20 protein-coding genes and 3 tRNA genes are annotated in these 20,623 nt (G+C 71.8%); 4 read left to right on the top strand and 19 right to left on the bottom strand.

The window, feature by feature from the left end; all coding sequences use genetic code 11:
• Positions 1 to 73 precede the first annotated feature (73 nt).
• The 4 genes from OG534_RS18935 to OG534_RS18920 form a co-directional block, all read right to left on the bottom strand.
• Positions 74 to 955, bottom strand: coding sequence for an amidohydrolase family protein (locus tag OG534_RS18935; RefSeq protein WP_326589237.1), 882 nt, complete (start codon positions 953 to 955; stop codon positions 74 to 76).
• Entirely contained in the window at positions 939 to 1,277 is a 339-nt protein-coding gene (locus OG534_RS18930) for an antibiotic biosynthesis monooxygenase family protein (protein ID WP_326589236.1), read from the bottom strand. The genes OG534_RS18935 and OG534_RS18930 overlap by 17 nt, the downstream gene beginning before the upstream one ends.
• Positions 1,278 to 1,380: 103 nt before the next feature.
• Positions 1,381 to 2,265, bottom strand: a complete 885-nt coding sequence (locus tag OG534_RS18925) for a DUF2797 domain-containing protein (RefSeq protein WP_326589235.1) — start codon at positions 2,263 to 2,265, stop codon at positions 1,381 to 1,383.
• Positions 2,262 to 2,696, bottom strand: coding sequence for an Lrp/AsnC family transcriptional regulator (locus OG534_RS18920; protein WP_326589234.1), 435 nt, complete (start codon positions 2,694 to 2,696; stop codon positions 2,262 to 2,264). The genes OG534_RS18925 and OG534_RS18920 overlap by 4 nt, the downstream gene beginning before the upstream one ends.
• A gap of 108 nt (positions 2,697 to 2,804) precedes the next feature.
• On the opposite strand from OG534_RS18920, the gene OG534_RS18915 reads away from it, so the two are divergent.
• Positions 2,805 to 3,716 carry an SMP-30/gluconolactonase/LRE family protein gene (locus OG534_RS18915; RefSeq protein WP_326589233.1) on the top strand — a complete coding sequence of 304 codons (912 nt, stop codon included), beginning with the start codon at positions 2,805 to 2,807 and terminating at the stop codon, positions 3,714 to 3,716.
• 49 nt (positions 3,717 to 3,765) lie between these two features.
• On the opposite strand, the gene OG534_RS18910 is transcribed toward OG534_RS18915, so the two are convergent.
• The 3 genes from OG534_RS18910 to OG534_RS18900 form a co-directional block, all read right to left on the bottom strand.
• Positions 3,766 to 4,131, bottom strand: a complete 366-nt coding sequence (locus tag OG534_RS18910; protein ID WP_326589232.1) for a PH domain-containing protein — start codon at positions 4,129 to 4,131, stop codon at positions 3,766 to 3,768.
• A gap of 201 nt (positions 4,132 to 4,332) precedes the next feature.
• Positions 4,333 to 4,405 (bottom strand) — tRNA-Arg (locus tag OG534_RS18905).
• A gap of 218 nt (positions 4,406 to 4,623) precedes the next feature.
• A tRNA-Ser gene (locus OG534_RS18900) sits at positions 4,624 to 4,714 on the bottom strand.
• 186 nt (positions 4,715 to 4,900) lie between these two features.
• On the opposite strand from OG534_RS18900, the gene OG534_RS18895 reads away from it, so the two are divergent.
• From OG534_RS18895 to OG534_RS18885, 3 genes are all read left to right on the top strand, one after another.
• Positions 4,901 to 5,326 carry an SSI family serine proteinase inhibitor gene (locus tag OG534_RS18895; RefSeq protein WP_326589231.1) on the top strand — a complete coding sequence of 142 codons (426 nt, stop codon included), beginning with the start codon at positions 4,901 to 4,903 and terminating at the stop codon, positions 5,324 to 5,326.
• A 119-nt stretch (positions 5,327 to 5,445) separates the two neighbouring features.
• A complete protein-coding gene (locus OG534_RS18890; RefSeq protein ID WP_326589230.1) occupies positions 5,446 to 8,820 on the top strand; it encodes a response regulator in 3,375 nt (1,124 codons plus the stop codon).
• Positions 8,821 to 8,833: 13 nt separating this feature from the next.
• Positions 8,834 to 9,418 carry an antibiotic biosynthesis monooxygenase gene (locus OG534_RS18885; RefSeq protein ID WP_326589229.1) on the top strand — a complete coding sequence of 195 codons (585 nt, stop codon included), beginning with the start codon at positions 8,834 to 8,836 and terminating at the stop codon, positions 9,416 to 9,418.
• A 12-nt stretch (positions 9,419 to 9,430) separates the two neighbouring features.
• Here the strand turns inward: OG534_RS18885 and OG534_RS18880 are convergent, their stop codons facing one another.
• The 12 genes from OG534_RS18880 to OG534_RS18825 form a co-directional block, all read right to left on the bottom strand.
• A complete protein-coding gene (locus OG534_RS18880) occupies positions 9,431 to 11,089 on the bottom strand; it encodes a long-chain fatty acid--CoA ligase (RefSeq protein WP_326589228.1) in 1,659 nt (552 codons plus the stop codon).
• 200 nt (positions 11,090 to 11,289) lie between these two features.
• Complete coding sequence (locus OG534_RS18875) at positions 11,290 to 11,823, bottom strand: SigE family RNA polymerase sigma factor (protein WP_326589227.1); 534 nt, start codon at positions 11,821 to 11,823, stop codon at positions 11,290 to 11,292.
• A 135-nt stretch (positions 11,824 to 11,958) separates the two neighbouring features.
• Positions 11,959 to 13,125, bottom strand: a complete 1,167-nt coding sequence (locus tag OG534_RS18870) for a lipid-transfer protein (RefSeq protein ID WP_326589226.1) — start codon at positions 13,123 to 13,125, stop codon at positions 11,959 to 11,961.
• Positions 13,122 to 13,505 carry a MaoC family dehydratase gene (locus OG534_RS18865; RefSeq protein WP_326589225.1) on the bottom strand — a complete coding sequence of 128 codons (384 nt, stop codon included), beginning with the start codon at positions 13,503 to 13,505 and terminating at the stop codon, positions 13,122 to 13,124. The genes OG534_RS18870 and OG534_RS18865 overlap by 4 nt, the downstream gene beginning before the upstream one ends.
• The gene (locus OG534_RS18860; protein WP_326589224.1) at positions 13,502 to 14,542 is read right to left on the bottom strand and encodes an acyl-CoA dehydrogenase family protein; all 1,041 of its coding nucleotides are present in this window, start codon (positions 14,540 to 14,542) and stop codon (positions 13,502 to 13,504) included. The genes OG534_RS18865 and OG534_RS18860 overlap by 4 nt, the downstream gene beginning before the upstream one ends.
• Entirely contained in the window at positions 14,542 to 15,624 is a 1,083-nt protein-coding gene (locus OG534_RS18855; RefSeq protein ID WP_326589223.1) for a bifunctional MaoC family dehydratase N-terminal/OB-fold nucleic acid binding domain-containing protein, read from the bottom strand. The genes OG534_RS18860 and OG534_RS18855 overlap by 1 nt, the downstream gene beginning before the upstream one ends.
• Positions 15,621 to 16,772, bottom strand: coding sequence for an acyl-CoA dehydrogenase family protein (locus tag OG534_RS18850; RefSeq protein ID WP_326589222.1), 1,152 nt, complete (start codon positions 16,770 to 16,772; stop codon positions 15,621 to 15,623). Before OG534_RS18850 ends, OG534_RS18855 begins: the two co-directional genes overlap by 4 nt.
• Before the next feature lie 192 nt (positions 16,773 to 16,964).
• A complete protein-coding gene (locus OG534_RS18845) occupies positions 16,965 to 17,276 on the bottom strand; it encodes a hypothetical protein (protein ID WP_326589221.1) in 312 nt (103 codons plus the stop codon).
• 652 nt (positions 17,277 to 17,928) lie between these two features.
• Positions 17,929 to 18,381, bottom strand: a complete 453-nt coding sequence (locus OG534_RS18840; RefSeq protein WP_326589220.1) for a DUF6344 domain-containing protein — start codon at positions 18,379 to 18,381, stop codon at positions 17,929 to 17,931.
• Positions 18,382 to 18,675: 294 nt separating this feature from the next.
• Positions 18,676 to 19,347 (bottom strand): serine hydrolase domain-containing protein, encoded by a 672-nt coding sequence (locus OG534_RS18835; RefSeq protein ID WP_326589219.1) that lies wholly within the window; start codon positions 19,345 to 19,347, stop codon positions 18,676 to 18,678.
• A 56-nt stretch (positions 19,348 to 19,403) separates the two neighbouring features.
• Positions 19,404 to 19,491 (bottom strand) — tRNA-Ser (locus OG534_RS18830).
• A gap of 51 nt (positions 19,492 to 19,542) precedes the next feature.
• Positions 19,543 to 20,502 (bottom strand): trypsin-like serine peptidase, encoded by a 960-nt coding sequence (locus OG534_RS18825; protein WP_326589218.1) that lies wholly within the window; start codon positions 20,500 to 20,502, stop codon positions 19,543 to 19,545.
• Positions 20,503 to 20,623: the final 121 nt, after the last annotated feature.

The raw sequence follows: 20,623 nt of genomic DNA, 5'->3' as shown, positions 1-20,623 counted from the left end.
GAGCGTTCTTGTCCCTCTCTGTGAATTTCCTGAGAAAGGACGAGAAGGGACAAGGAGGGGCCGGAGCGCAGGGTCAGCCGTCGAGGCGGAACAGCCGGGCGGCGTTGTCGTGGCAGACCGCCCGCAGCCAGTCGTCTCCGAGGCCGAGGCGTTCGAGGGCGGCGAGCTGGTGCTCGTAGGGGTAGGGAATGCTCGGGAAGTCGGTGCCGAGCAGGATCCGGTCGCCGAGGTCCGCGAGCCGTCCGAGGTCCCCGGACGGGAAGGGGCTGAGCTGCTCGGAGAAGTCGGTGAAAGCCATGGTGGTGTCCAGGCGCACCTCGGCGTACCGGTCGGCGAGGTCGAGGAAGTCGGCGTACTCGGGCATGCCCATGTGGGCGATGACCAGCGGCAGCCGCGGATGGCGGGCCAGCAGCCGGGCGATCGGCTCGGGTCCGGTGTACTTGCCCGCGGCGGGCCCGGAGCCGCAGTGGATCACGATCGGGATGCCGGCCTCGGCGAGCAGCCCCCAGACGGGGTCGAGCCGGTCGTCGTTCGGGTCGTAGTCGCCGACCTGGAGGTGTGCCTTGAAGATCCGGGCCCCGGAGTCGACGGCTTGGCGGACGTACGCGGTCACGCCCTCCTCCGGGAAGAAGGTCGCGGTGTGCAGGCAGTCGGGGGTGCGGGCGGCGAAATCGGCGGACCATGCGTTGAGCCACGCGGCCATCGCGGGTTTGTGCGGGTAGAGCATGGCGGTGAAGGCCCGGACCCCGAACTCCCGCAGGAGCGCGACGCGCTGCTCCTCCTCGTGGCGGTAGGTGATGGGCCACTCGACGCCGGTCAGCGGGCCGACCGCGTCGAAGTACTCCCACACCTTGTCCAGGACCCGCGCGGGCATGAAGTGCGTGTGGACGTCGACTAGGCCGGGCAGTCCGAGGCGCTCCCGGAAGGTGCGGAGCGCCTCAGCCGTTGCGGGCAAAGCCGTGGCTCCGTTCGACGGTCGCGACGTGCAGGGTGTAGCTGTCGTACCAGTGGGTGCGGCCCTGCTTCATGGCCGCCTGGTGCTCCAGGTCCTCGCGCCACACGGTGAGCGACTCGTGGTCGCGGAAGTAGGCGACGGTGATGCCGAGGCCGCCGGGGGTGCGCGCGGACTCGTAGCCGAGGAAGCCGGGATTCGTCCGGACGATCTCGTTCATCCGGGCGAGGGTCTCGGGGTATCCACTGTCGTCGGCAGCCCTGACATTGCTGAAAACAGCCATGACATAAGGCGGTTCGAAGGCCGGTACCGGCTGAATGCTCATGCCCACCACCCTCTGCGGAGCGCCCCCGCGATGTCCACCGCAATCGGCCCCGGGAGGCCAAAGGGATCCAAGTCTTGACCATGGACACCTCGGCCCGCCGGGGTCAGAACAGCCCGTCCTGCTCGACGGGAGCGGTGGCGGCGGACGGGATCTGCGTCACCGGCACCGAGGTCACCGCCTCGTCCCCCGGGGCGGTGAGCTCCCAGCCGGCCAGCAGCCGGGTGTCCACCACGAGCCCGTCGGCGAGGTGCAGATCGGGCCCGGCCGCGCCCGCCAGCCGGCCCACGACGGCCCCGCCGGGAACCATCCCGGTGAGCACCCGCGCGGAAGCGGGCAACCCGTCCAGACCGAACGCCCCGGCATGGTCGGTCACTTCGCACCCCACCCGCTCCAGCGACTCCGGCCACCCGGGCAGCGCCGCCGCCCGGGCGTGCAGCTCGGCCACCTCCCGGGCCCGATCGGGCGCGGCCGGCAGGTGCGCCCGTACGGCGCGCTTGCGGGCGTACGCGATCCGGTCGGGCACCCCGAGCGCCGCCCGCAGCAGCTCCTCGGTGCGCCGGGTGGCCATCAGCGGACCGCGCCCCAGCCATGCCCAGGCCACCGCCCCCTGCTCCAGCAGCCGGGCGGAGCCGCGCTCCTCGGCGGTGATCCCGACCTTGACCATGCCGGGCCCGAACCACGCCAGGTAGACCCGGTAGGTGCGCGGATCGGCCACGTTGGTGTCGGCCGCCACGGAGAACGACCGGTCGAGGCGGGCGCATTCGGGGCACTGCGCGTTCCCGGCGCGGCCGGGCACGGTGGCGGCGGTGGGGCAGGGTGTCCGCTTCCCGGCCCGCCACACTCCGAGGCAGTGCCGCTCGCCGCGCGCGACGAAGGCCAGCCGCTGCCCGTACGCGAGCAGGCTCACCCGCTCGCCGCGCCCCTGCCCGTACCACCCGATGGCGGGACGGCCGCCCTTCCACCGGATCCCGGTGCACCACCAGGTCACAGCGGGAGCGGCCGCTCGAAGAAGGTCTCCAGCACGACGGTGGCGTGCGTGCCGCTGACCCCGTTGATGGCGTAGAGGCGGCGCAGGACGTCCTGCAGCTGCTCGGTCGAGGCCGTGCGCACCTTGACCAGCACGGAAGCGCTGCCCGCGATGATGTGCGCCTCCTGGATCTCGGGAATCGCGGCGAAGTCGGCCCCGGACTCCCCCATCCAGGCGTTGGAGTCGACCATCACGTAGGCGAGGACCCCGCTGCCGACGGCGGCCGGGTCGACGTCGACGGTGGTCCGCCGGATCACCCCGCGCTCGCGCAGTTTGCGTACGCGCTCGTGGGTGGCCCCGGCCGAGAGCCCGACGGCCGTGCCGAGAGCGGCGTACGACTGTCCGGCGTCCTGCTGCAGGCGCAGGACGAGCGCACGGTCGATGTCGTCCACGCAATCTTCCTCTCATGGGCCTGTCGACCCTTGCGAAGACGGTACCTGATCCTGCAATCTCACCATCAGGCCGAACCACATTCGGTGAAACTCTCTCAGGGGGAAATCATGTCAGGCATAGCCGACCTAGCCTTGTACGAGATCCTGGACGATCGCTTCCGGACCGGCCGCTGCGCCAACGGCGACGCCCGGCTGGACCGGCTCTACGACGACTGCCGCTGGGCCGAGGGTCCGTTGTACCTGCCCGCCTGGCGGCAGCTGGCGTGGAGCGACATCCCCAACGACCGGATGCTGCGCTGGGACGAGGCGACCGGCGCGGTCTCCGTCTTCCGCTCCCCGGCCGGCCACTCCAACGGCAACACCCTGGACCGCGAAGGCCGCCTGATCACCTGTGAGCAGGGCAACCGGCGCGTCACCCGCACCGAGCCGGACGGCAGCCTCACCGTCATCGCCGACCGCTTCGACGGCAAGCGGCTCAACAGCCCCAACGACGCGGTGGTCCGCTCGGACGGCTCCATCTGGTTCTCCGACCCGGACTTCGGCATCACCACCGACTACGAGGGCCACCGCGCACCCAGCGAGATCGGAGCCTGCAACCTCTACCGGGCCGACCCCTCGACCGGCGAGGTCCGCCTGGCCGCCGACGGCTTCCTCGGCCCCAACGGCCTCGTCTTCTCCCCCGACGAGAGCGAGCTGTACGCCGCGGACACCCGCGCGGGCCACATCCGCGCCTTCAAGGTCACCGACGACGGCACCCTCACCGACGACCGGGTCTTCGCCACCTGCCCGGGGGTCGACAACATCCGCTTCGACGACGAGGGCCGGCTGTGGGCGGCCGCGATGGAGAACGGCGTCCGCTGCCACGCCGCGGACGGCACCCTGATCGGCCGCCTCCGCGTCCCCGAACCGGTCTCGAACATCGCCTTCGGCGGCGCCAGGAACAACCGCCTCTTCATCACCGCCACCACCTCCCTCTACTCCCTGGTGATGTCGGTGACCGGCCTCCCCCGGGTTCTTTGAGGGGTGCCGCCTCCGAGACCTGCCGCCCCTGGGGCCGGCGCGCGTCCGGCTACCGGGCGACGAACTGCGTCAGGATCGCCTGCACCTCGTAGATGTCGACCCCCTTGGTGAAGGTCTTCTCGATCGGCGCCGGCGTGCCGGATATCCAGATCTTGAGCTCGGCGTCGAGATCGAAGTGGCCGGCGGTCTCCACGGAGAAGTGCGTGATGCTCCGGTACGGGACGGAGTGGTACTCCACCTTCTTCCCCGTGAGCCCCTGCTTGTCGACGAGCACCAGCCGCCGGTCGGTGAACAGGATCGTGTCGCGGATCAGCAGGTACGCCGCGTGCACCTGCTCCCCCTGCCCCAGCAGCCGCGCGTAGTCCCGCTGCGCCGACACTGGGTCGACCGTGTGCGCGTTCCCGAACAGTCCCATGAGTGCCCCCGTTTTCCGACTTCGGACGATCTTCAAAAACCGTACCGAGGCCGGCGGGTAGTCGGCGTCCCCCGCCAGAGCCATCCCGGCCCTGACATCCTCCGGGGGATCCCCTCCCCATCAAGGAGGAGAGACCCCACCCGGACAGCGGACATACGACAGAGGCCCCCAGGATTTCTCCTGGGGGCCTCTGCCCTGCTGTGCACTCGGCAGGATTCGAACCTGCAACCTTCTGATCCGTAGTCAGATGCTCTATCCGTTAAGCTACGAGTGCTTGGGCTTCCCGGGGTTTTGCGCCCCGTTGGCCTTGCGAGAACAACAATACATGGACCTCGCCGGGACGCGAAATCCATTACCCAAACCACTGCTGACCTGCGAAAACAGTCCGGATGAAGATCGTCCGGATGGACTCGCACAGAGGTCGGATCGCACCGGATTGCCCCGGAACGCATCGAAGCCCCGGTCCGTCAGGACCGGGGCTTCGATGAGGTGCGGAGGCGGAGGGATTTGAACCCTCGATGGGTGGTAAGACCCAAACCGCATTAGCAGTGCGGCGCCATAGACCGGACTAGGCGACGCCTCCAGCACACCCCCGCGTACGAAGGTGCGTGCAGATGATGACACAGGCGCAGGGCCCCTCACCAATCCGCTCCCACGGTACTAGGAGGGACGGGTGCAGGGCAAAGCCTTAAAGCCCGCGCGGCACGCAACGTCGGCGGGCCCGCGTCGTTGGTCAGGCGTACGACGTACGGACGACCTGGAGTGCCCCATGCTGCGTCTCGCCGCCTTCGCCGTCACCTCCGCCCTGGCCGCCGCGGCGGTGGGGCCACTGCCCCCGCTGCCCCTGGCACGGCTGCTGTCCCCGCCCGACCGCCTCACCATCGACCTGGCAGACACCGGCAACCGTCGGCTGGACCGGGAGTTCCTGATCGAGTGCAACCCCGTCGGCGGCGACCACCCCTGGAGGGAGCAGGCCTGCGCAAGGCTGGACACGCTCGCCAAGGAGGGGAAGAACCCCTTCGCCCCCGTCTCCCAGCGACAGATCTGCACCATGCAGGACGGGGGTCCCGCCACCGCCCGCATCACCGGAACCTGGAACGGACGCAAGGTGGACTCCACGTTCCGGCGGACCAACGGATGCGAAATCAACCGCTGGGACGAGTTGGAACCTCTGCTTCCGAGTGGGCGTTCCTGACCTGGGACGATGCGCGGGATGGGCGGTATCCACCCCACATCGGCCACCCCGCCGCGGGCCTGTGGCCTTAGACTCCTCCCGTGACTTGCCGGTAGTTGTGGTCAGGGAGGAAGCTCGTCGTGAGCAGCAGGCCATCCCGAGGCGCTGCTCGCCTCGCAGCAATACTCGACGCTCTTCCGGACGCGCTGTTGCTCGTCAACGCCAACGGCACGGTCGTCAACGCCAATTCGATCGCTCTCGAGGTCATGGAGAGCCCCGGCACGGGGCTTGTCGGCCGCGGCCTGCTCGACCTCCTGCCCGAATTCGACTCCAAGCTGATCCCCGGCTCCATGCGCCGGCCCGGCGAGGAGGAGGGCGGCCGTACGAAGCCCAAGCGGATGATCGCGCGGCGCACCGACGGCTCCGAGTTCCCCGTCGAGGTCACCAGCGCCCATCTCGACGGACGCGACGCCTACCGCGAGCCGCAACCCTCGTACACCGGTGACGAGCTGCTGATGCTCGTGGTCCGGGACCTCTCGCAGACCGTGGACACCGAGGCCGAGCTGGCCCGCTCGCAGCGGCAGACCGAGATGATCCTGCGCGCCGCCGCCGAGGGCGTCGTGGGCACCGACACCGACGGACGGGTGGTGCTGGTCAACCCGGCCGCCGCCCAGATCCTCGGCTACCGCGCCACCGACCTCGGCAACCGCGAACTGCACGGCCTGGTCCAGCACTCCCGCGCCGACGGCTCGCCGTTCCCCTTCGAGGAGTCCCCGCTCGCCGACACCCTGCGCAGCGGGCGCAAGCACCGCGTCCGCGGACAGGTGCTGTGGAACAAATCCGGACAGCCGGTCGCGGTCGACCTGACCACCTCGCCCGTACGGGACGGGGAGCAGCTCGTCGGCGCCGTCATGACCTTCACCGACCGGCGGCCCTACGACGCCCTCGCCGCGCGCCACGCGCAGCTGATGGCCGTCCTCGGCGATTCCCTGCGCGGACCGCTGGACGAGCTGCGCGGCGAGCTGGCGACGCTGGCCGCCGACGACGCCGGACAGCTGTGGCCCGAGGCCAACCAGCTGCTGCACCACCTGGCCGCCGGGTACTCGCGGATGACCACGCTGGTGGACAACGTGCTCGGTTTCCAGCGCCTGGACTCCGGCCGTGACCGGCTCACGAAGAAGAAGGTCCTGATCAACACCGTCGTCGCGGCGGGCGTCGACGGAGCGGTCGAGCTGATCGGCCCGGGCCGCGCGCAGTTCGCCGTCCACGCGCCGACCATCGAGGCCGAGGTGGACGCGGACCGGATCGCGACCGCGCTGGCGCACCTGGTCGCGGACGTCGCCGGGGTGGACGCCACCGGCAAGACCGCCCAGGGCAGCGGGTACGGCGACTCGACGATCGTGGTGGCCGCCGCGCAGCGCGGCGACGTCGTACGGATCGAGGTGCGCGGACCCTACGAGGGCGGCAACCCGGTCCACGAGCCGATCGTGCGGGGCATCGTGGCCGCGCACGGCGGCGTGCTGCAGACGGTGGAGGTGCCGGGCGCGCCCGGCGGTGCGTACGTGCTGGAGCTCCCGCTCGGCGCGGGCGCCGGGACGGTGACCCTGCCGGAACCGGCGGAGGAGCCCTCGGCGGACGCCTCCGCGGACGGCGCGGGGACGGCCGGGGACGCCGCCCCCGGCAAGGTCTCCGGCGGCCGGCGGGGCCGGCGCGGAGTGGACGCCTTCCTGGACGACGACGCCGCCGCGGGCCCCGAGGCCGCGAAGGCGGCACAGGCCGGCCAGGGCGGGGGCGCGCTGGCGCTGCCTTCCGGGCGACGGCGGGCGGGCGAGGCCGGCGGTCCCGACGCGGGCCCGGAGCTCGCGCAGTCCCCGGTGAATCCGGCGGGACTCGGTACCGGGCGCAGGCGCGGCCGGGCCGGCGACGACAGCGGCGGATCCGAAGCCATGACCGGTCCCGGCGGTCCGGGCGGCCCCGGGCGGCCCGTGCCCCCGCAGGGCACGGCCATGCCCGCGCTCCCGCCCGTTCCCGCGGTGCCGCCGGTTCCGGTGACCGAGCATCCTGCCGGGCGGCGGCGGGCGCTGGGTCCGGCCGGTCCGGCGCAGCCCGGCGGTCCCGTGCCGGCGACCGGGCTCGGGCCGACGCCCGCTCCCGCGCGGCCCATCGCCCCCGAGGGCGGCTTCGCGCTGCCCGCCGGCCCGACTCCGGCTCCCGCCGCTCCGCAGACCCCCGCGATGGCCGGCTCGGCCCCCGCTCCCACCGACGCCACCGCCGACGGCGCCGACGCCCCGGCCGGGCGGCGTGGCCGCCGGGTGCTGGGCGCTCCCGGCGGCGAGCCCGAAGCCGCCGCCGCGCAGCCGGAGGAGCCCGCGGAGAACCCGACCGGGCGGCGCCGCGCGCTGTCCGACCCCCAGGCCTGGCCGGTTCCGGCCGCCCGGACCGCTCCCGAGGACGGCGAGGCCTCCGGCCCGGTCGCGGTCCCCGGGGCGCGCCGGCCGCAGGACGCCCCGGCGGAGGGTCAGGCCGCGCAGCCGATCAGCGTGCGCGCCCTCGGCACCCTCGGCCAGGGCATCTCCTTGGACCCCTCCGCCACGGGCTCCGGCCCCGCCACGGGCGCGGGCTCCGGCTCCGGCCGCCGTCGTCGGCTCGCCGAGCCCGCCCCGCAGGGCCGGGCCTTCGCCATAGGCGCCCCCGAGGCGGGCGCCGACGAGGGCCCCGAGCCGCTGGACGGGCCGGGCGGCGCCGTCGAGGTGGTCAACCGGCCCGTGCCGCGGCCCGTGGACGACGAGCTCCCGCCGGAGCCGCTGGACAACCCGCGCCGGCTCCTGGTGTGGCCCGCGCCCGACGTGCAGACGCAGCAGGCGCTCAGCGACCGCGGCTACCGCCCGGTGATCGTGCACTCCCGCGAGGAGGTGGACGCGCAGATCGCCGCGTTCCCCGCCGCGCTGTTCGTCGACCCGCTGACCGGTCCGATCACCCGGACTGCCCTGCAGTCCCTGCGCCAGGCCGCGGTGGCCGCCGAGGTCCCCGTACTGGTCACGGCCGGGCTGGGGCATGCCACGCGCGAAGCGGCGTACGGCGCCGATCCGGCCGTCCTGCTCAAGGCGCTGGCGCCGCGCGACAGCGAACAGCACCCCTCCCGCGTGCTGCTGATCGAGGAGCACGACGAGATCGCGACCGCGCTGACCGCGGCCCTGGAACGGCGCGGCATGCAGGTCGCCAGGGCGGGCGCGGACACGGACGCCGTGGAGCTGGCGACGCGGATGCGGCCCAACCTGGTGGTCATGGACCTGATGCAGGTGCGCCGCCGGCGGGCCGGGATCGTGGACTGGCTGCGCGCCAACGGGCAGCTGAACCGCACCCCGCTGGTCGTCTACACGGCGACCGGCATCGATCCGGCCGAACTGCCGCGGCTGGCCTCGGGCGAGAGCGTGCTCTTCCTCGCCGAGCGGGCCACCACGGCGGACGTGCAGGGTCGCATCGTGGACCTGCTGGCCAAGATCGGCACCAACTAGTAATCCTGGCCCGATGGCCATCATCGACACGACCGAGCACACCGTCCCCGCCGACAACGGGGAGGTGAACCTGCTCATCGCGCGGCAGGTGGAGCCCGGGCACGAGGAGACCTTCGAGGCCTGGGCCCACGGGATCCTGGAGACGGCCGCGAGCTTCCCGGACCACCTGGGGTACGGGCTCTTCCGCCCGGCGGCCGAGGGCGGGCCGTGGTTCCTGGTCCACCGGTTCCGCAACCAGGCGGCGTTCCAGCGCTGGCAGGACTCCGCGGAAAGGGCGCAGTGGTTCTCCAACTGCCTCGGCCATCACCACACGGAGATAGCCCGCCGGGAACTGCAGGGCATGGAGACCTGGTTCGCCAAGCCGGGTACGACCCGGCCCGCGCCGCCGCGGTGGAAGATGGCGATCAGCTCGGGGCTGGCCATCTTCCCGATCTCGCTGATCGGCAACGCGGTGCTCGGGCCGTACCTGGTGGATCTGCACTTCGTGCTGCGGACGGCGGCCTTCGCCGTCGTCTTCAGCACCCTGATGACCTACGTGGCCATGCCCGCGGTCAGCAGGGTGCTGCGGCCATGGCTCACCCGGGGCCAGAACCGGTAGGAGCCGGCGACGTCAGTCGAGCTTGGTGACGTCCAGTGCGCCGTCCGCGTACTGCCGGCGGATCACCTTCTTGTCGAACTTGCCGACACTGGTCTTCGGCACGGCCTCGATGACCGTCCAGCGCTCCGGCAGCTGCCACTTGGCGATGGACTGCGAGAGGAACTCGCGCAGCCCGGTGTAGTTCACGGTCGCGCCCTCCTTGAGGACGACGGTGGCCAGCGGGCGCTCGCCCCACTTCTCGTCCGGGACGGCGACGACGGCGGCCTCGGCGACCTCGGGGTGCGCCATGAGCGCGTTCTCCAGCTCCACACTGGAGATCCACTCACCGCCGGACTTGATGACGTCCTTGGCGCGGTCGGTGAGGGTGAGGTAGCCGTCGGCGCTGATGACGCCGACGTCCCCGGTCTTGAGCCACCCGTCGGCGCTGAACTTGTCCTCGGGCCGGATGGGTTCGCCGGACGCGCCGCCGTAGTAGGAGCTGGCGATCCAGTTGCCGCGCACCTCCAGCTCGCCCGCCGACTCCCCGTCCCAGGGCAGGAGGTCCCCGCCGGGGCCGATCAGGCGGGCTTCGACGCCCGCCGGGAAACGGCCCTGGGTGAGCCGGTAGGGCCACTCCTCCTCGGCGCTCAGACCGGCCGGCGGGTGCGCCATCGTGCCCAGCGGGGAGGTCTCGGTCATGCCCCAGGCGTGGCAGACGCGGACGCCGAGCTTGTCGTAGGCCTCCATCAGGGAGGGCGGACAGGCCGAGCCGCCGATGGTGACGTGCTTCATCGAGGTCAGGTCGCGTGGGTTGGCGGTGACCTCGGCCAGCAGTCCCTGCCAGATGGTGGGGACGGCCGCGGCGTGCGTGGGCTTCTCCCGCTCGATCATCTCGGCGAGCGGGGCGGGCTGCAGGAAGCGGTCCGGCATCAGCATGTTGATGCCGGTCATGAAGGTGGCGTGCGGCAGCCCCCAGGCGTTCACGTGGAACTGCGGGACGACGACGAGGGTGGTGTCGTTGTCGGTCAGCCCCATCGACTCGGCCATGTTGACCTGCATGGAGTGCAGGTAGAGGGAGCGGTGGGAGTAGACGACGCCCTTGGGGTCCCCGGTGGTGCCGGAGGTGTAGCACATCGCGGCCGCCTGGCGCTCGTCCAGCTCCGGCCAGTCGTAGGTCTCGTAGCTGTCGGAGCGGGCCCCGAGGAGCTCCTCGTACTCGTGCACGCGCACGTTCAGGCCTTCGAGCACGGAGCGGTCGCCGAGGCCGGAGACCACGACGTGCTCGATCGTCGGCAGGTGCGGCAGCAGCGGCGCGAGCAGGGGCAGCAGGGTGCCGTTGACCAGCACGACCCGGTCGGCGGCGTGGTTCACGATGAAGACCAGCTGCTCAGGGGGGAGCCGCAGGTTGAGCGTGTGCAGGACCGCGCCCATGGAGGGGATCGCGAAGTACGCCTCGACGTGCTCGGCGTTGTTCCACATGAGGGTGGCGACCCGGTCGTCCTGGCGCACTCCGAGCTCGTCGCGCAGGGCTCCGGCGAGGCGGGTGGCGCGGGTGCCGATCTCGGCGAAGCTGCGGCGGTGCGGCTCGGCCTCCCCGGTCCAGGTCGTCACCTGGGACTTCCCGTGGATGGTCATCCCGTGTCGGAGTATGCGGGTGACGAGGAGCGGTACGTCCTGCATGGTGCTGAGCAAAGCGTCCTCCCGGTGAGCGCTGCGGCGCTGCGGCGGCTACGGATGCAGCCGATTCTGCGCACATACCGGTTGGCATGTCACTACCCGGGAGTAGAAACCCGCCCGTGTTTCACGTGAAACATCCTCTGGTTTCACGTGAAACATCCCCGGTCCCACCGCGTGGGCGTTTCGCCGTCTCGGCGCCTCGCCGTCTCGCCGTTTCAGCGGACCGGTGCGAGTTCCGGGTCCTCGCGGAGCTTGCCCAGCGCGCGGGAGACGGCGCTCTTGACCGTGCCGACCGAGACACCCAGCAGCTTCGCGGTCTGCACCTCGCTCATGTCCTCGTAGTACCGCAGGACGACCATGGCCCGCTGGCGGTCGGGCAGCCGGGTCACCGCGCGCCACATCGCGTCCCGCAGCGCCTGCGCCTCCGCCGGGTCGGAGGCCGGGGCCGCCTCGGTCTCCGGGAGCTCATCGCATACGAACTCGTCGACCTTGCGCTTGCGCCACTGGGAGGTGCGGGTGTTGACGAGGGTGCGCCGGACGTAGCCGTCCAGGGCGCGGTGGTCCTCGATGCGGTCCCAGGCCACGTACGTCTTCGCGAGGGCCGTCTGGAGCAGGTCCTCCGCATCGCACGGGTTGGCGGTGAGGGACCGCGCGGTGCGCATCAGGACCGTGCCGCGGGTACGGACGTACGCCGAGAACGACGGGTACGGCGTCGGATTCGAGGCGAGCGTGCACACAGGCGTGGTCATGTCTCCACGCTAGGAGCGCCCGCCCGCCCTGGGATCGGCCGCAGGTGCCGATGGGGGATCCACCTCAGGTTGTAGGAGTAGGGCCTGTCCCACCCCCTGAAGGTGGAGGGGGCGGGGCCCGGCAGGCCCCGGATCTCAGCCGTCGGCGCCGAGGATCAGCCCCGAGGTCGGTACCCCGGTACCGGCCGTGACGAGTGCGTGCGCCGCCCCCGCGACCTGGTTGACGGAGGTGCCGCGCAGCTGCCGGACGGCCTCGGCGATGCCGTTCATGCCGTGCAGGTATGCCTCCCCGAGCTGGCCGCCGTGGGTGTTGAGCGCCAGCGCGTCCGCGGCCACGAAGTCGGCGGCCTCGCCCGGCTTGCAGAAGCCGAACTCCTCCAGCTGCATCAGCACGAAGGGGGTGAAGTGGTCGTAGAGGATGCCGACGTCGATGTCCGAGGGCCGCAGCCCGCTGGTCCGCCACAGCTGGCGCGCGACCACGTCCATCTCCGGCAGCCCGGTGAGGTCGTCGCGGTAGAAGGAGGTCATGGCCTCCTGGCGGCGCCCGGCGCCCTGCGCGGCCGCGGTGATCACGGCGGGCGCGTGCCGCAGGTCCCGGGCCCGCTCGGTCGAGGTGACGATGACTGCCTGGCCGCCGTCGGTCTCCTGGCAGCAGTCCAGCAGCCGCAGCGGCTCCACGATCCAGCGCGAGGCGGCGTGGTCGGCGAGGGTGATGGGCTTGCCGTGGAAGTACGCGGCGGGGTTGTTCGCGGCGTGCCGGCGGTCGGTGACCGCGACGTGCCCGAAGGCCTCGGGGGTGAGGTGGTAGGTGTGCAGGTAGCGCTGGGCGGCCATGGCCACCCAGGAGGCGGGGGTCAGCAGCCCCCAGGGCAGCGACCAGCCGAGGGCCGCCCCCTCCGCCGAGGGCTCCCGCTGCTGGACACCGGAGCCGAAGCGGCGCCCGGACCGCTCGTTGAAGGCGCGGTAGCAGACCACGACCTCCGCGACCCCGGTGGCGACGGCGAGGGCGGCCTGCTGGACCGTGGCGCAGGCTGCGCCGCCGCCGTAGTGGATGCGGGAGAAGAAGGACAGCTCTCCGATGCCCGCGGCCTGGGCGACGGTGATCTCGGGGCTGGTGTCCATCGTGAAGGTGACCATGCCGTCGACGTCGGCGGGGGTCAGCCCGGCGTCGTCAAGAGCGGCGTGGACGGCTTCGACCGCGAGCTTGAGCTCGCTGCGGCCGGAGTTCTTGGAGAACTCGGTCGCGCCGATGCCGGCGATCGCGGCGCGGCCGCCGAGCTCGTCGCGGGTGCGGACGCTCATGCCGGCACCTCCGCGGTGACCGTCCCCGACACGTGCCGGCCGATGCCGTTGGCGCCGACCACCCGGATCTCGACGGTGGTCCCGGACACGGCGGTGACCGTGCCGGTGAGGGTCATGGTGTCGCCCGGGTAGTTGGGGGCGCCGAGGCGGATGGCCACCTTGCGCAGGACGGCGTGCGGCCCGAGGTGGTCGGTGACGTACCGGCCGACCAGCCCGTTCGTGGTCAGGATGTTCATGAAGATGTCCGGGGACCCCTTCTCCTGCGCGAGCGCCGCGTCGTGGTGCACGTCCTGGTAGTCGCGGGAGGCGATCGCGCCCGCGACGATCAGGGTGCGGGTGACCGGAACCTCCAGTGGCGGCAGCGTGTCGCCGACGTTCATGCGTGTTCTCCCTCGGCTGTCGAAGCGATCGAAGCTCCCAGTTCGGCCAGCAGCTCGCTGCCGTAGCCCAGGTACGCGTCCAGCTGGCGCCCCCACAGGAAGTGCCGGTGGACGGGGTGGTCCAGGTCGGCGCCCATGCCGCCGTGCAGGTGCTGGCCGGCGTGCACGACACGCTTGCCCGCCTCCGAGGCCCACCAGGCCGCCGTCAGCGCGTGCTCGTGGGCCTCGAGGCCCTGGTCGATGCGCCAGGCCGCTTCGTACGTGGTGACCCGGATCGCCTCGGTGTCCATGTAGGCGTCGGCCGCGCGCAGCATGACGCCCTGATTGGTGGAGAGCGGCCGGCCGAACTGCTCACGGGTGGAGGTGTACTCCACCGCCCGGGCGAGCGAGCCCGCGCAGACGCCTGCCTGGAGCCCGGCGAAGGCGGTGCGGGCGGCGGCGAGGGTGTCCTCGTAGGCGCCGTCGGCCCCGAGGCGTTCGCCCTCGGCTCCGGTCAGGGTCAGCCGTCCCGCCGCCCAGGGCGCGGTGGTCTCGACGGGGGACATCCGTACGCCGGGCGCGTCGGTCCGTACGAGCCACAGCGCCCGATCCGTGTCCGGGACCAGCACGTGCGTGGCGTCGCGCAGCCAGGGCACGGCCGGGGCGGTCCCGGTGAGCCGGCCGTCCTCGGCGCTGATCCGGCCGCGCGCCGGGAAGGCTCCGGTGGCCACCGCCTCGCCCGTGCCGAGGGCGGGGAGCAGACGGGCACGCTGCTCGGGGCTGCCGTGCGCGGCCACGGGGAGGATCCCGTACGCGCAGGTGGCGGCGTACGGGACCTGCGCGGTGGTGCGGCCCTGTTCCTCCAGCAGGAGGACCAGCCCGAGCAGGCCGATCTCCCCGACGGCGGCGGTCAGTCCGGCCGTGGTGAGGGCCTTCCACAGTGCGGCGTCGCTGCCGGTGCCGGCTTCCGCGAGGCGTTCGTGGGTGGCGAGATCGGAGAAGATCCGGGCGGCGAGACCGGCCGCGGCGGCCTGCCCCTCGGTGGGGTGGAAGTCCATCAGCCCGCACTCCCGCGGAAGACGGGGAGTTCGAGCTCGTCGTCGACGCGCAGGAACTCCAGCTGGACGGGCAGGCCGATGCGCACCTTGTCGTACGGGACGCCGGTGATGTTGCTGATCATCCGGACCCCTTCGGCGAGCTCGACGAGGGCGACCGCGTACGGGCCTCCCGTGTCGGCGGAACGGCCGGAACCGCCGGAACGGTTGGAGTTGCCGGAACGGTCGGAACTGCCGGAACGGTCGGAACGGTCGTGCGCGGTGAAGGCCGGGAAGGGCGGGTGGTGCATGACGACGTAGCTGAAGACCGTGCCGGCGCCGGAGGCTTCGACGGTGTCCCAGTCGGGGCTCGCGCAGGCGTTGCAGCCGGGGAGCCACGGGAAGCGGAGCGTGGCGCAGGCGGTGCAGCGCTGGATCAGCAGCCTGTGATCCCGGACGCCGTCCCAGAATCCCTGGTTGTCGCGGTTGATCACGGGGCGGGGGCGCAGGGCCGGGGGCTTGCTCTTCTCCGCCCTGGCGGCGGGCGCGTACTTGAGGATCCGGAAGCGGTGGGTACCGGCCGGCTCCCCGTCCGCCTGGACGTCCATGCGGGTGGTGACGAAGTGGCCGGTGCCCAGCTTGGTCGTCTTGCGGGGCGACACGGACTCGATGACGGCGTCGAAGGTGATCGCGTCGCCGGGCCGCAGCGGGCGCAGGTACTCCTGCTCGCAGTCGGTGGCGACCACGGAGGTGAAGCCTGCGCCGTCGAGGAGCGCGAAGAGCTCGTCGTAGGAGGAGGAGCGGTCCGAGTGGCCGGAGAGCCCGCCCATCGTCCAGGCCTGGAGCATGGTGGGCGGAGCGATGGCGTCCGGGCCGGTGTAGGCGGGGTTGGCGTCGCCCACCGCCTCGCACCAGTGGCGGATCATCGACTCGTTGACCGCGTCCTTGCCCCGGCCCGCGGTGGCGGCGGGCCGTCCCTCGAAGGCCGTGAGCAGCGTGTGGAACCGGGCTGCCTCCTCGGCTGCGTCAGCCGCTTCGACCGCCTCGGCCGTGCCTGCCGCGGTTACCTCGCCCGCCTCGGCCGTGCCTGCCGCGTCCGCCGTCATCGCTTCCTCCCCTTCATGCCGAGCCGCATCATGGCGACGATCTCCCGCTGGACCTCGCTGACCCCGCCGCCGAAGGTGTTGATCTGGGCGGCCCGGTTCATCCGCTCCAGCTCGCCGCCCGCGAAGGCCGCGGGCCCCCGGATCAGGGCCTCCTCGCCCACCACCTCCTGGCACATCCGGTACACCTCGACGGTGGACTCGGTGCCGAGGAACTTCACGCCGCTGGCGTCGCCGGGGGCCAGGGTGCCGCCGCCCACGTCCTGGACGAGGCGCCAGTTGAGGAGGCGTACGGCGGCCAGTCGCGCGTGCGCCTCGGCGAGCCGGGACTGCACCCAGGGGAGGTCGGCGGGCCGGTCGCCGGTGACCGGGTCGGGGGTGCGGGCGTGGTCGAGCGCACCCGTGTAGAAGTCCTCGGCCTGCATGCCGATGGCGGCGAGGGCCACGCGTTCGTGGTTGAGCTGGTTGGTGATCAGGCCCCAGCCGCCGTGCTCGGGGCCGACGAGGTTGCCGGCGGGCACGCGTACGGAGTCGTAGTACGTCGCCGTGGTCGTGAGCCCGCCGACGGTGGCGATCGGGGTCCACGAGAAGCCCGGGGCGTCGGTGGGCACCAGGACGATCGAGATGCCCTTGTGCTTGGGGGCGTCGGGGTCGGTGCGGCAGGCGAGCCAGATCCAGTCCGCGTTCTGGGCGTTGGACGTGAAGATCTTCTGCCCGTCGATCAGCCAGTCGGCTCCGTCGCGGACGGCGCGGGTGCGCAGCGAGGCGAGGTCGGTGCCGGCCTCGGGTTCGGAGTAGCCGATGGCGAAGACGAGGTCGCCGGTGAGGATGCGGGGGAGGAAGTAGTCCTTCTGTTCCTGGGTCCCGTACTTCATCAGGGTCGGGCCGACGGTGTTGAGCGTGACCATGGAGACGGGGGCGCCGGCCCGGTAGGCCTCGTCGAAGAACACGAACTGCTCGTCGGCGCCGCGGCCCTGGCCGCCGTACGCGACGGGCCAGCCGAGGCCGAGCAGCCCGTCGGCGCCGATGCGGCGCAGCAGTTCACGCTGGCGGGCCGGGTCCTCGGGGGTTCCGTCCGGCAGCAGATCCTTGAAGTAGTCCCGCAGTTCGGCGCGTAGCCGCAACTGGCCTTCGGTCGGGGCGAGGTGCACGGCGCGGGCCTCCCGGCATCACATCATCGAGGGAACCTGACTGTCCGTCAGATTCACCCGTGATGTCAAGGTCGGGAGGGGACCGAGGAGGCCTGGGGGACCGCGGGCATGCGCGAGGGCGCCTGCGCTACCGGACCCCAGCCGGTCCGGTCGCACAGACGCCCTCAAGCATTCGAGCGGCTTGGGCCGCGGCTACCACCAGGGGAGGAAATTGACCCCCACGTTCGAGTTGGCCTGGTGGATCACCGTGAAGGCCGAGCCGTTGACCTGCGCGGTGTTGTTCTGGTTGGAGGCACCGGAGCCGGTGGCCACCTGCTGCGAGGTGGACGAGTTGCCGCCGTTGTTCCCGCCCACGCCGCTGCCGATGATGCTGGCGACGCTCGCATTCGATCCGTCGTTCGCGAAGGAGCCGTTGTCGGCCGATGCCACCCCGCCGAAGAGCCCGACGGCGAGGGGGAGAGCGGCGAGGGCGGCGATGACGCGGGCGGTACGGATGCTTGCCATGTCTTTATCCTCCAGAAAACCGAAGTGGGACTTGCTCCAAGGCAGTTGGCCGACCGCCTCGGTCGTTCCGTGTGGTGACGACGTCGCGAGACCAGAGTTGCCCACCGAATCCCCGGCGAACCACCGCGGAGTCCCCGATTCCCCCGCAAGCATGACCAACGTCGGATAAACCCCATTCACGCCCCCGAAACCCCAGGTCAGCACCCCGGGACCCGCCGAATCCCTCTTCGCACAAGGAATGAAGCGTTCCGGCACACCGCCTCGTCCCGGACATGCCGAAAAGGGCCGCGCCGTCCGGGAACCCCACCGTCTCCCGGGCCTGCGGCCCTGCAATGCCAAGCTTCACGCCCCCTGCGCGCCCCCCGGCGCAAGCCGGGGTGATCCATCCGTGCCCCACGGCGGGGCACCACACGCGGCGCGATCCACGGTCACAAGGACCGGGCTCCAGCGCCTGCTCGTACTCGTGCTTGTGCTCCTACTGCTCGTGCTCGTACTGCTCGTGCTCTGCGTGTGCTCGTACTCGTACTCGTACTCGTACTCGTGCTCGTGCTCGTGCTCGTACTGCTCTGGGTCTTGGTCTTGGTTCTGCTCTTGGCCTTGCTCTTGCTCTTGCTCGTACTGCTCTGCGCTCGTGCGGACTGCGGGTACGGGGCTACGCGGCGAGCGCGAGCGCTTCCCGCGCGGCCCCGGTGGTGGCTGCGGGTGCTGCGGTGGCGGGTGCGGTGACGGCGGGGACGGCGGGTGCTGCGACCGAGGTCAGCGTGCGGGTGGCGGCGGCTGTGGCAGTTACCTGTCCGGCGCCCATGGCAGCGGCAGTGGTCGAGCGGCGGACGGAGGGGGTCTTGCCGTGCGCCTCGGCGCGGATCCGCTGCTTGATGGTCGGCGGGAGCGAACCGCCCCGCATCATCGCCCGCCACGTCCGGCGGGCCGCGACGGCCGGCCGACGGACGGAGGCGGTCGTGGGAACCGTACGGGCGGGGGCCGGGACGGAGGCGGCGGCAGCGGCCGGAGCCACCTTCCCACCGAGGCCGAGGGAGGAGAGGAGGGCGACCAGGGCGGCGAGGACGGAGGTCCAGATCGACGTGAGGATGCTGCGGTGGGCCATGACGAGGTGCCTCGATTCACGATGTTCCGACGGGCGGATCTGAATACATTCGTCATGATGTGGTCGCAACCGCACCGCTCCCACCACGCGCGCCGATCTTCCGACAAACACCACTCGGAAGGCCCAAGACCGGTGATCGGACCCCCGGCTTCCGTGACCACGGGGGTCGGCAGCGGACGCCTGGAGGCCGGGCCAGGCCTGCGTCGCACCCGCCCGCACGCCCCGGGCCGACCCGCAACCCGGGAATCCCTCCACACGCCTTACCCCGACGGAGAACTCCCGGGCGGGGGCGTGCTACTCCGGCGCCGTGGGCACCGGGGCGGGCCAGAGGTGGTCGGGGGTCACGATGGAGGTGACCGCGTTCCCGACGAGCGAGGACAGGTTCTTGCCGTTGTGGTCGACGTCGGAAGTGACGAGCACGACGAGAGAGGCCTCCTCGGCGGGGAGCTGGGCGGCGATGGACTCGTAGCCGGGGATCTCCCCGTTGTGGCCGAGCCAGCCGTTGGTGTTGAGGATGCCGAGGCCGTAGGAGATCTCGGGGAACCCGGTCGGGAGCGTCCGCAATCGCTCGGCCTGCGTCTTCTTGCTCAGCAGCCGGCCGTCGACCAGGGCCGGGGCCCAGGTGCGCAGGTCGTCGAGGTTGGAGATGATCGCGCCGGCGGCCCAGCCCCAGGACGGGTTCCAGTTGGTGGCATCGGTGACGGAGCCGTCGGGCGTGAAGCTGGAGTACCCGTGGGCGTGGGGGTCCGGTACGACGCTGTCCGTCGGCAGGGACGTGCTGTTCAGCTTGAGCGGCGTGAACACGTGCTCCGGGAGGAAGTCGCCGAGGCTCTGCCCGCTGACCTTCTCGACCAGCAGGCCGAGGAGGATGGTGTTGGTGTTGCTGTACTGCCACTTGGCGTCGGGCTTGAAGTTCGGGGGGTGGCTGAAGGCGGGTTCGCACCCTCTCGGTGAGGCGGCGACCACGACGAAGGGGCGCCCCTGGTGTGGGGCGCCCCTTCTGATCAGCGCGTTCGCTGAGCTGGCGGTGGGTGTGGGATTTGAACCCACGGTGACTCGCGCCACGACGGTTTTCAAGACCGTTCCCTTAGGCCGCTCGGGCAACCCACCTGGCCGGTACAGAGTACCGGCCAGGTGGGGGTGGCGGAGGCGAGTATGGGGTCAGGCCGTCTGGGCCTTGTCGTAGGCCGCCTTCGCCTCGTTGCCGAAGTACGGGCCGTACATCCGGTTCGGCAGGAACGTGTAGCCGAAGCTGTTCACCGAGACCTGGGTGCCCAGGCCCGTGGCCTCGTTGAAGTCCTGGAACCAGGGGCCGCCGCTGGAGCCGCCGGTCATGTTGCAGGCCAGGCTGTGGTCCTTGGTCAGCAGGAAGTCCTTGCCGCTGTTGCCGCTGCAGTAGACCAGCTTCGTGCCGTCGTACGGGGCCGCCGCGGGGAAGCCGAAGGAGTACATCCGCTTGTTGTATCCGCCGTTGAAGAGGAGGCCCTGGGCGCCGACGGCCTGGCTGAGGGTCTGCCCGTTCAGCGGGGCGACGACGGCGAGGCCGACGTCCATGTTCATGTCCTCGCTGGCGGCCCACTGGTCGGTGGCGAAGGTCTTGGTGGCCGACCACTGGCCGTAGGGCGCGGAGCCGTTGTTGTAGGCCGGGACGAAGACCCAGTTCGTGTGCCAGGCCCCCTGGTACTTCACGCAGTGGCCGGCCGTCATGACCGTGCTGCCGTTGGCGCTGGTCACCGAGTCGCCTGAGCAGGAGGCGGTCCGGCCGCCCATCGTGAAGAAGACCCGGCCCGAGGTCTTCACGACCGCGCCGCCGCCCGTCCAGGCGCCGCCTGCCTGCGGGAACGCCGTGGGGGCCGCCATGGCAGACACCGCGGGCGTCGGGGCGACGGTGGTGGGGGCCGTGGAGGCGGCGACCGGGGTGCGGGCCGCGCCGGGGACCGCCGTCACGTCGAGCGGGGTGGCGCTCCGCATCCGTTCGGCTGTCCAGAAGCCCTGGGTGTGCTGCTGCCGGAAGGACGCGGGGGCGTCGGCCGCGACCGAGGGCGTGGCCGCCGTCAGGACGCCCGCGACCAGGGCGCCCGCCGAGAGCAGGACGGATAAGGCCGTGCGATGACGATTCACGCATGACTCCTTCTGCCGTGCCCGGTCCGGATGAAGCCGGGCAGGGTGGGGGTGAAGAGCGGTCGGTGCGGATCGGCTGTGCGCGGTGCATGTGCGTGGGCCGTGGGCCGTGGGCCGTGGG

It is taken from the genome of Streptomyces sp. NBC_01294, from assembly GCF_035917235.1.
Lineage (GTDB): Bacteria > Actinomycetota > Actinomycetes > Streptomycetales > Streptomycetaceae > Streptomyces > Streptomyces caledonius.
The sequence above is the reverse complement of the archived record's forward strand: the minus strand, read 5'-3'. Positions and strand labels throughout refer to the sequence as shown.

Coding starts and splice junctions, on each gene's coding strand:
- OG534_RS18930 (WP_326589236.1), bottom strand. CDS start 1,277: ATGAGCATTCAGCCGGTACCGGCCTTCGAACCGCCTTATGTCATGGCT.
- OG534_RS18915 (WP_326589233.1), top strand. CDS start 2,805: ATGTCAGGCATAGCCGACCTAGCCTTGTACGAGATCCTGGACGATCGC.
- OG534_RS18910 (WP_326589232.1), bottom strand. CDS start 4,131: ATGGGACTGTTCGGGAACGCGCACACGGTCGACCCAGTGTCGGCGCAG.
- OG534_RS18895 (WP_326589231.1), top strand. CDS start 4,901: ATGCTGCGTCTCGCCGCCTTCGCCGTCACCTCCGCCCTGGCCGCCGCG.
- OG534_RS18885 (WP_326589229.1), top strand. CDS start 8,834: ATGGCCATCATCGACACGACCGAGCACACCGTCCCCGCCGACAACGGG.
- OG534_RS18875 (WP_326589227.1), bottom strand. CDS start 11,823: ATGACCACGCCTGTGTGCACGCTCGCCTCGAATCCGACGCCGTACCCG.
- OG534_RS18870 (WP_326589226.1), bottom strand. CDS start 13,125: ATGAGCGTCCGCACCCGCGACGAGCTCGGCGGCCGCGCCGCGATCGCC.
- OG534_RS18865 (WP_326589225.1), bottom strand. CDS start 13,505: ATGAACGTCGGCGACACGCTGCCGCCACTGGAGGTTCCGGTCACCCGC.
- OG534_RS18860 (WP_326589224.1), bottom strand. CDS start 14,542: ATGGACTTCCACCCCACCGAGGGGCAGGCCGCCGCGGCCGGTCTCGCC.
- OG534_RS18855 (WP_326589223.1), bottom strand. CDS start 15,624: ATGACGGCGGACGCGGCAGGCACGGCCGAGGCGGGCGAGGTAACCGCG.
- OG534_RS18845 (WP_326589221.1), bottom strand. CDS start 17,276: ATGGCAAGCATCCGTACCGCCCGCGTCATCGCCGCCCTCGCCGCTCTC.
- OG534_RS18840 (WP_326589220.1), bottom strand. CDS start 18,381: ATGGCCCACCGCAGCATCCTCACGTCGATCTGGACCTCCGTCCTCGCC.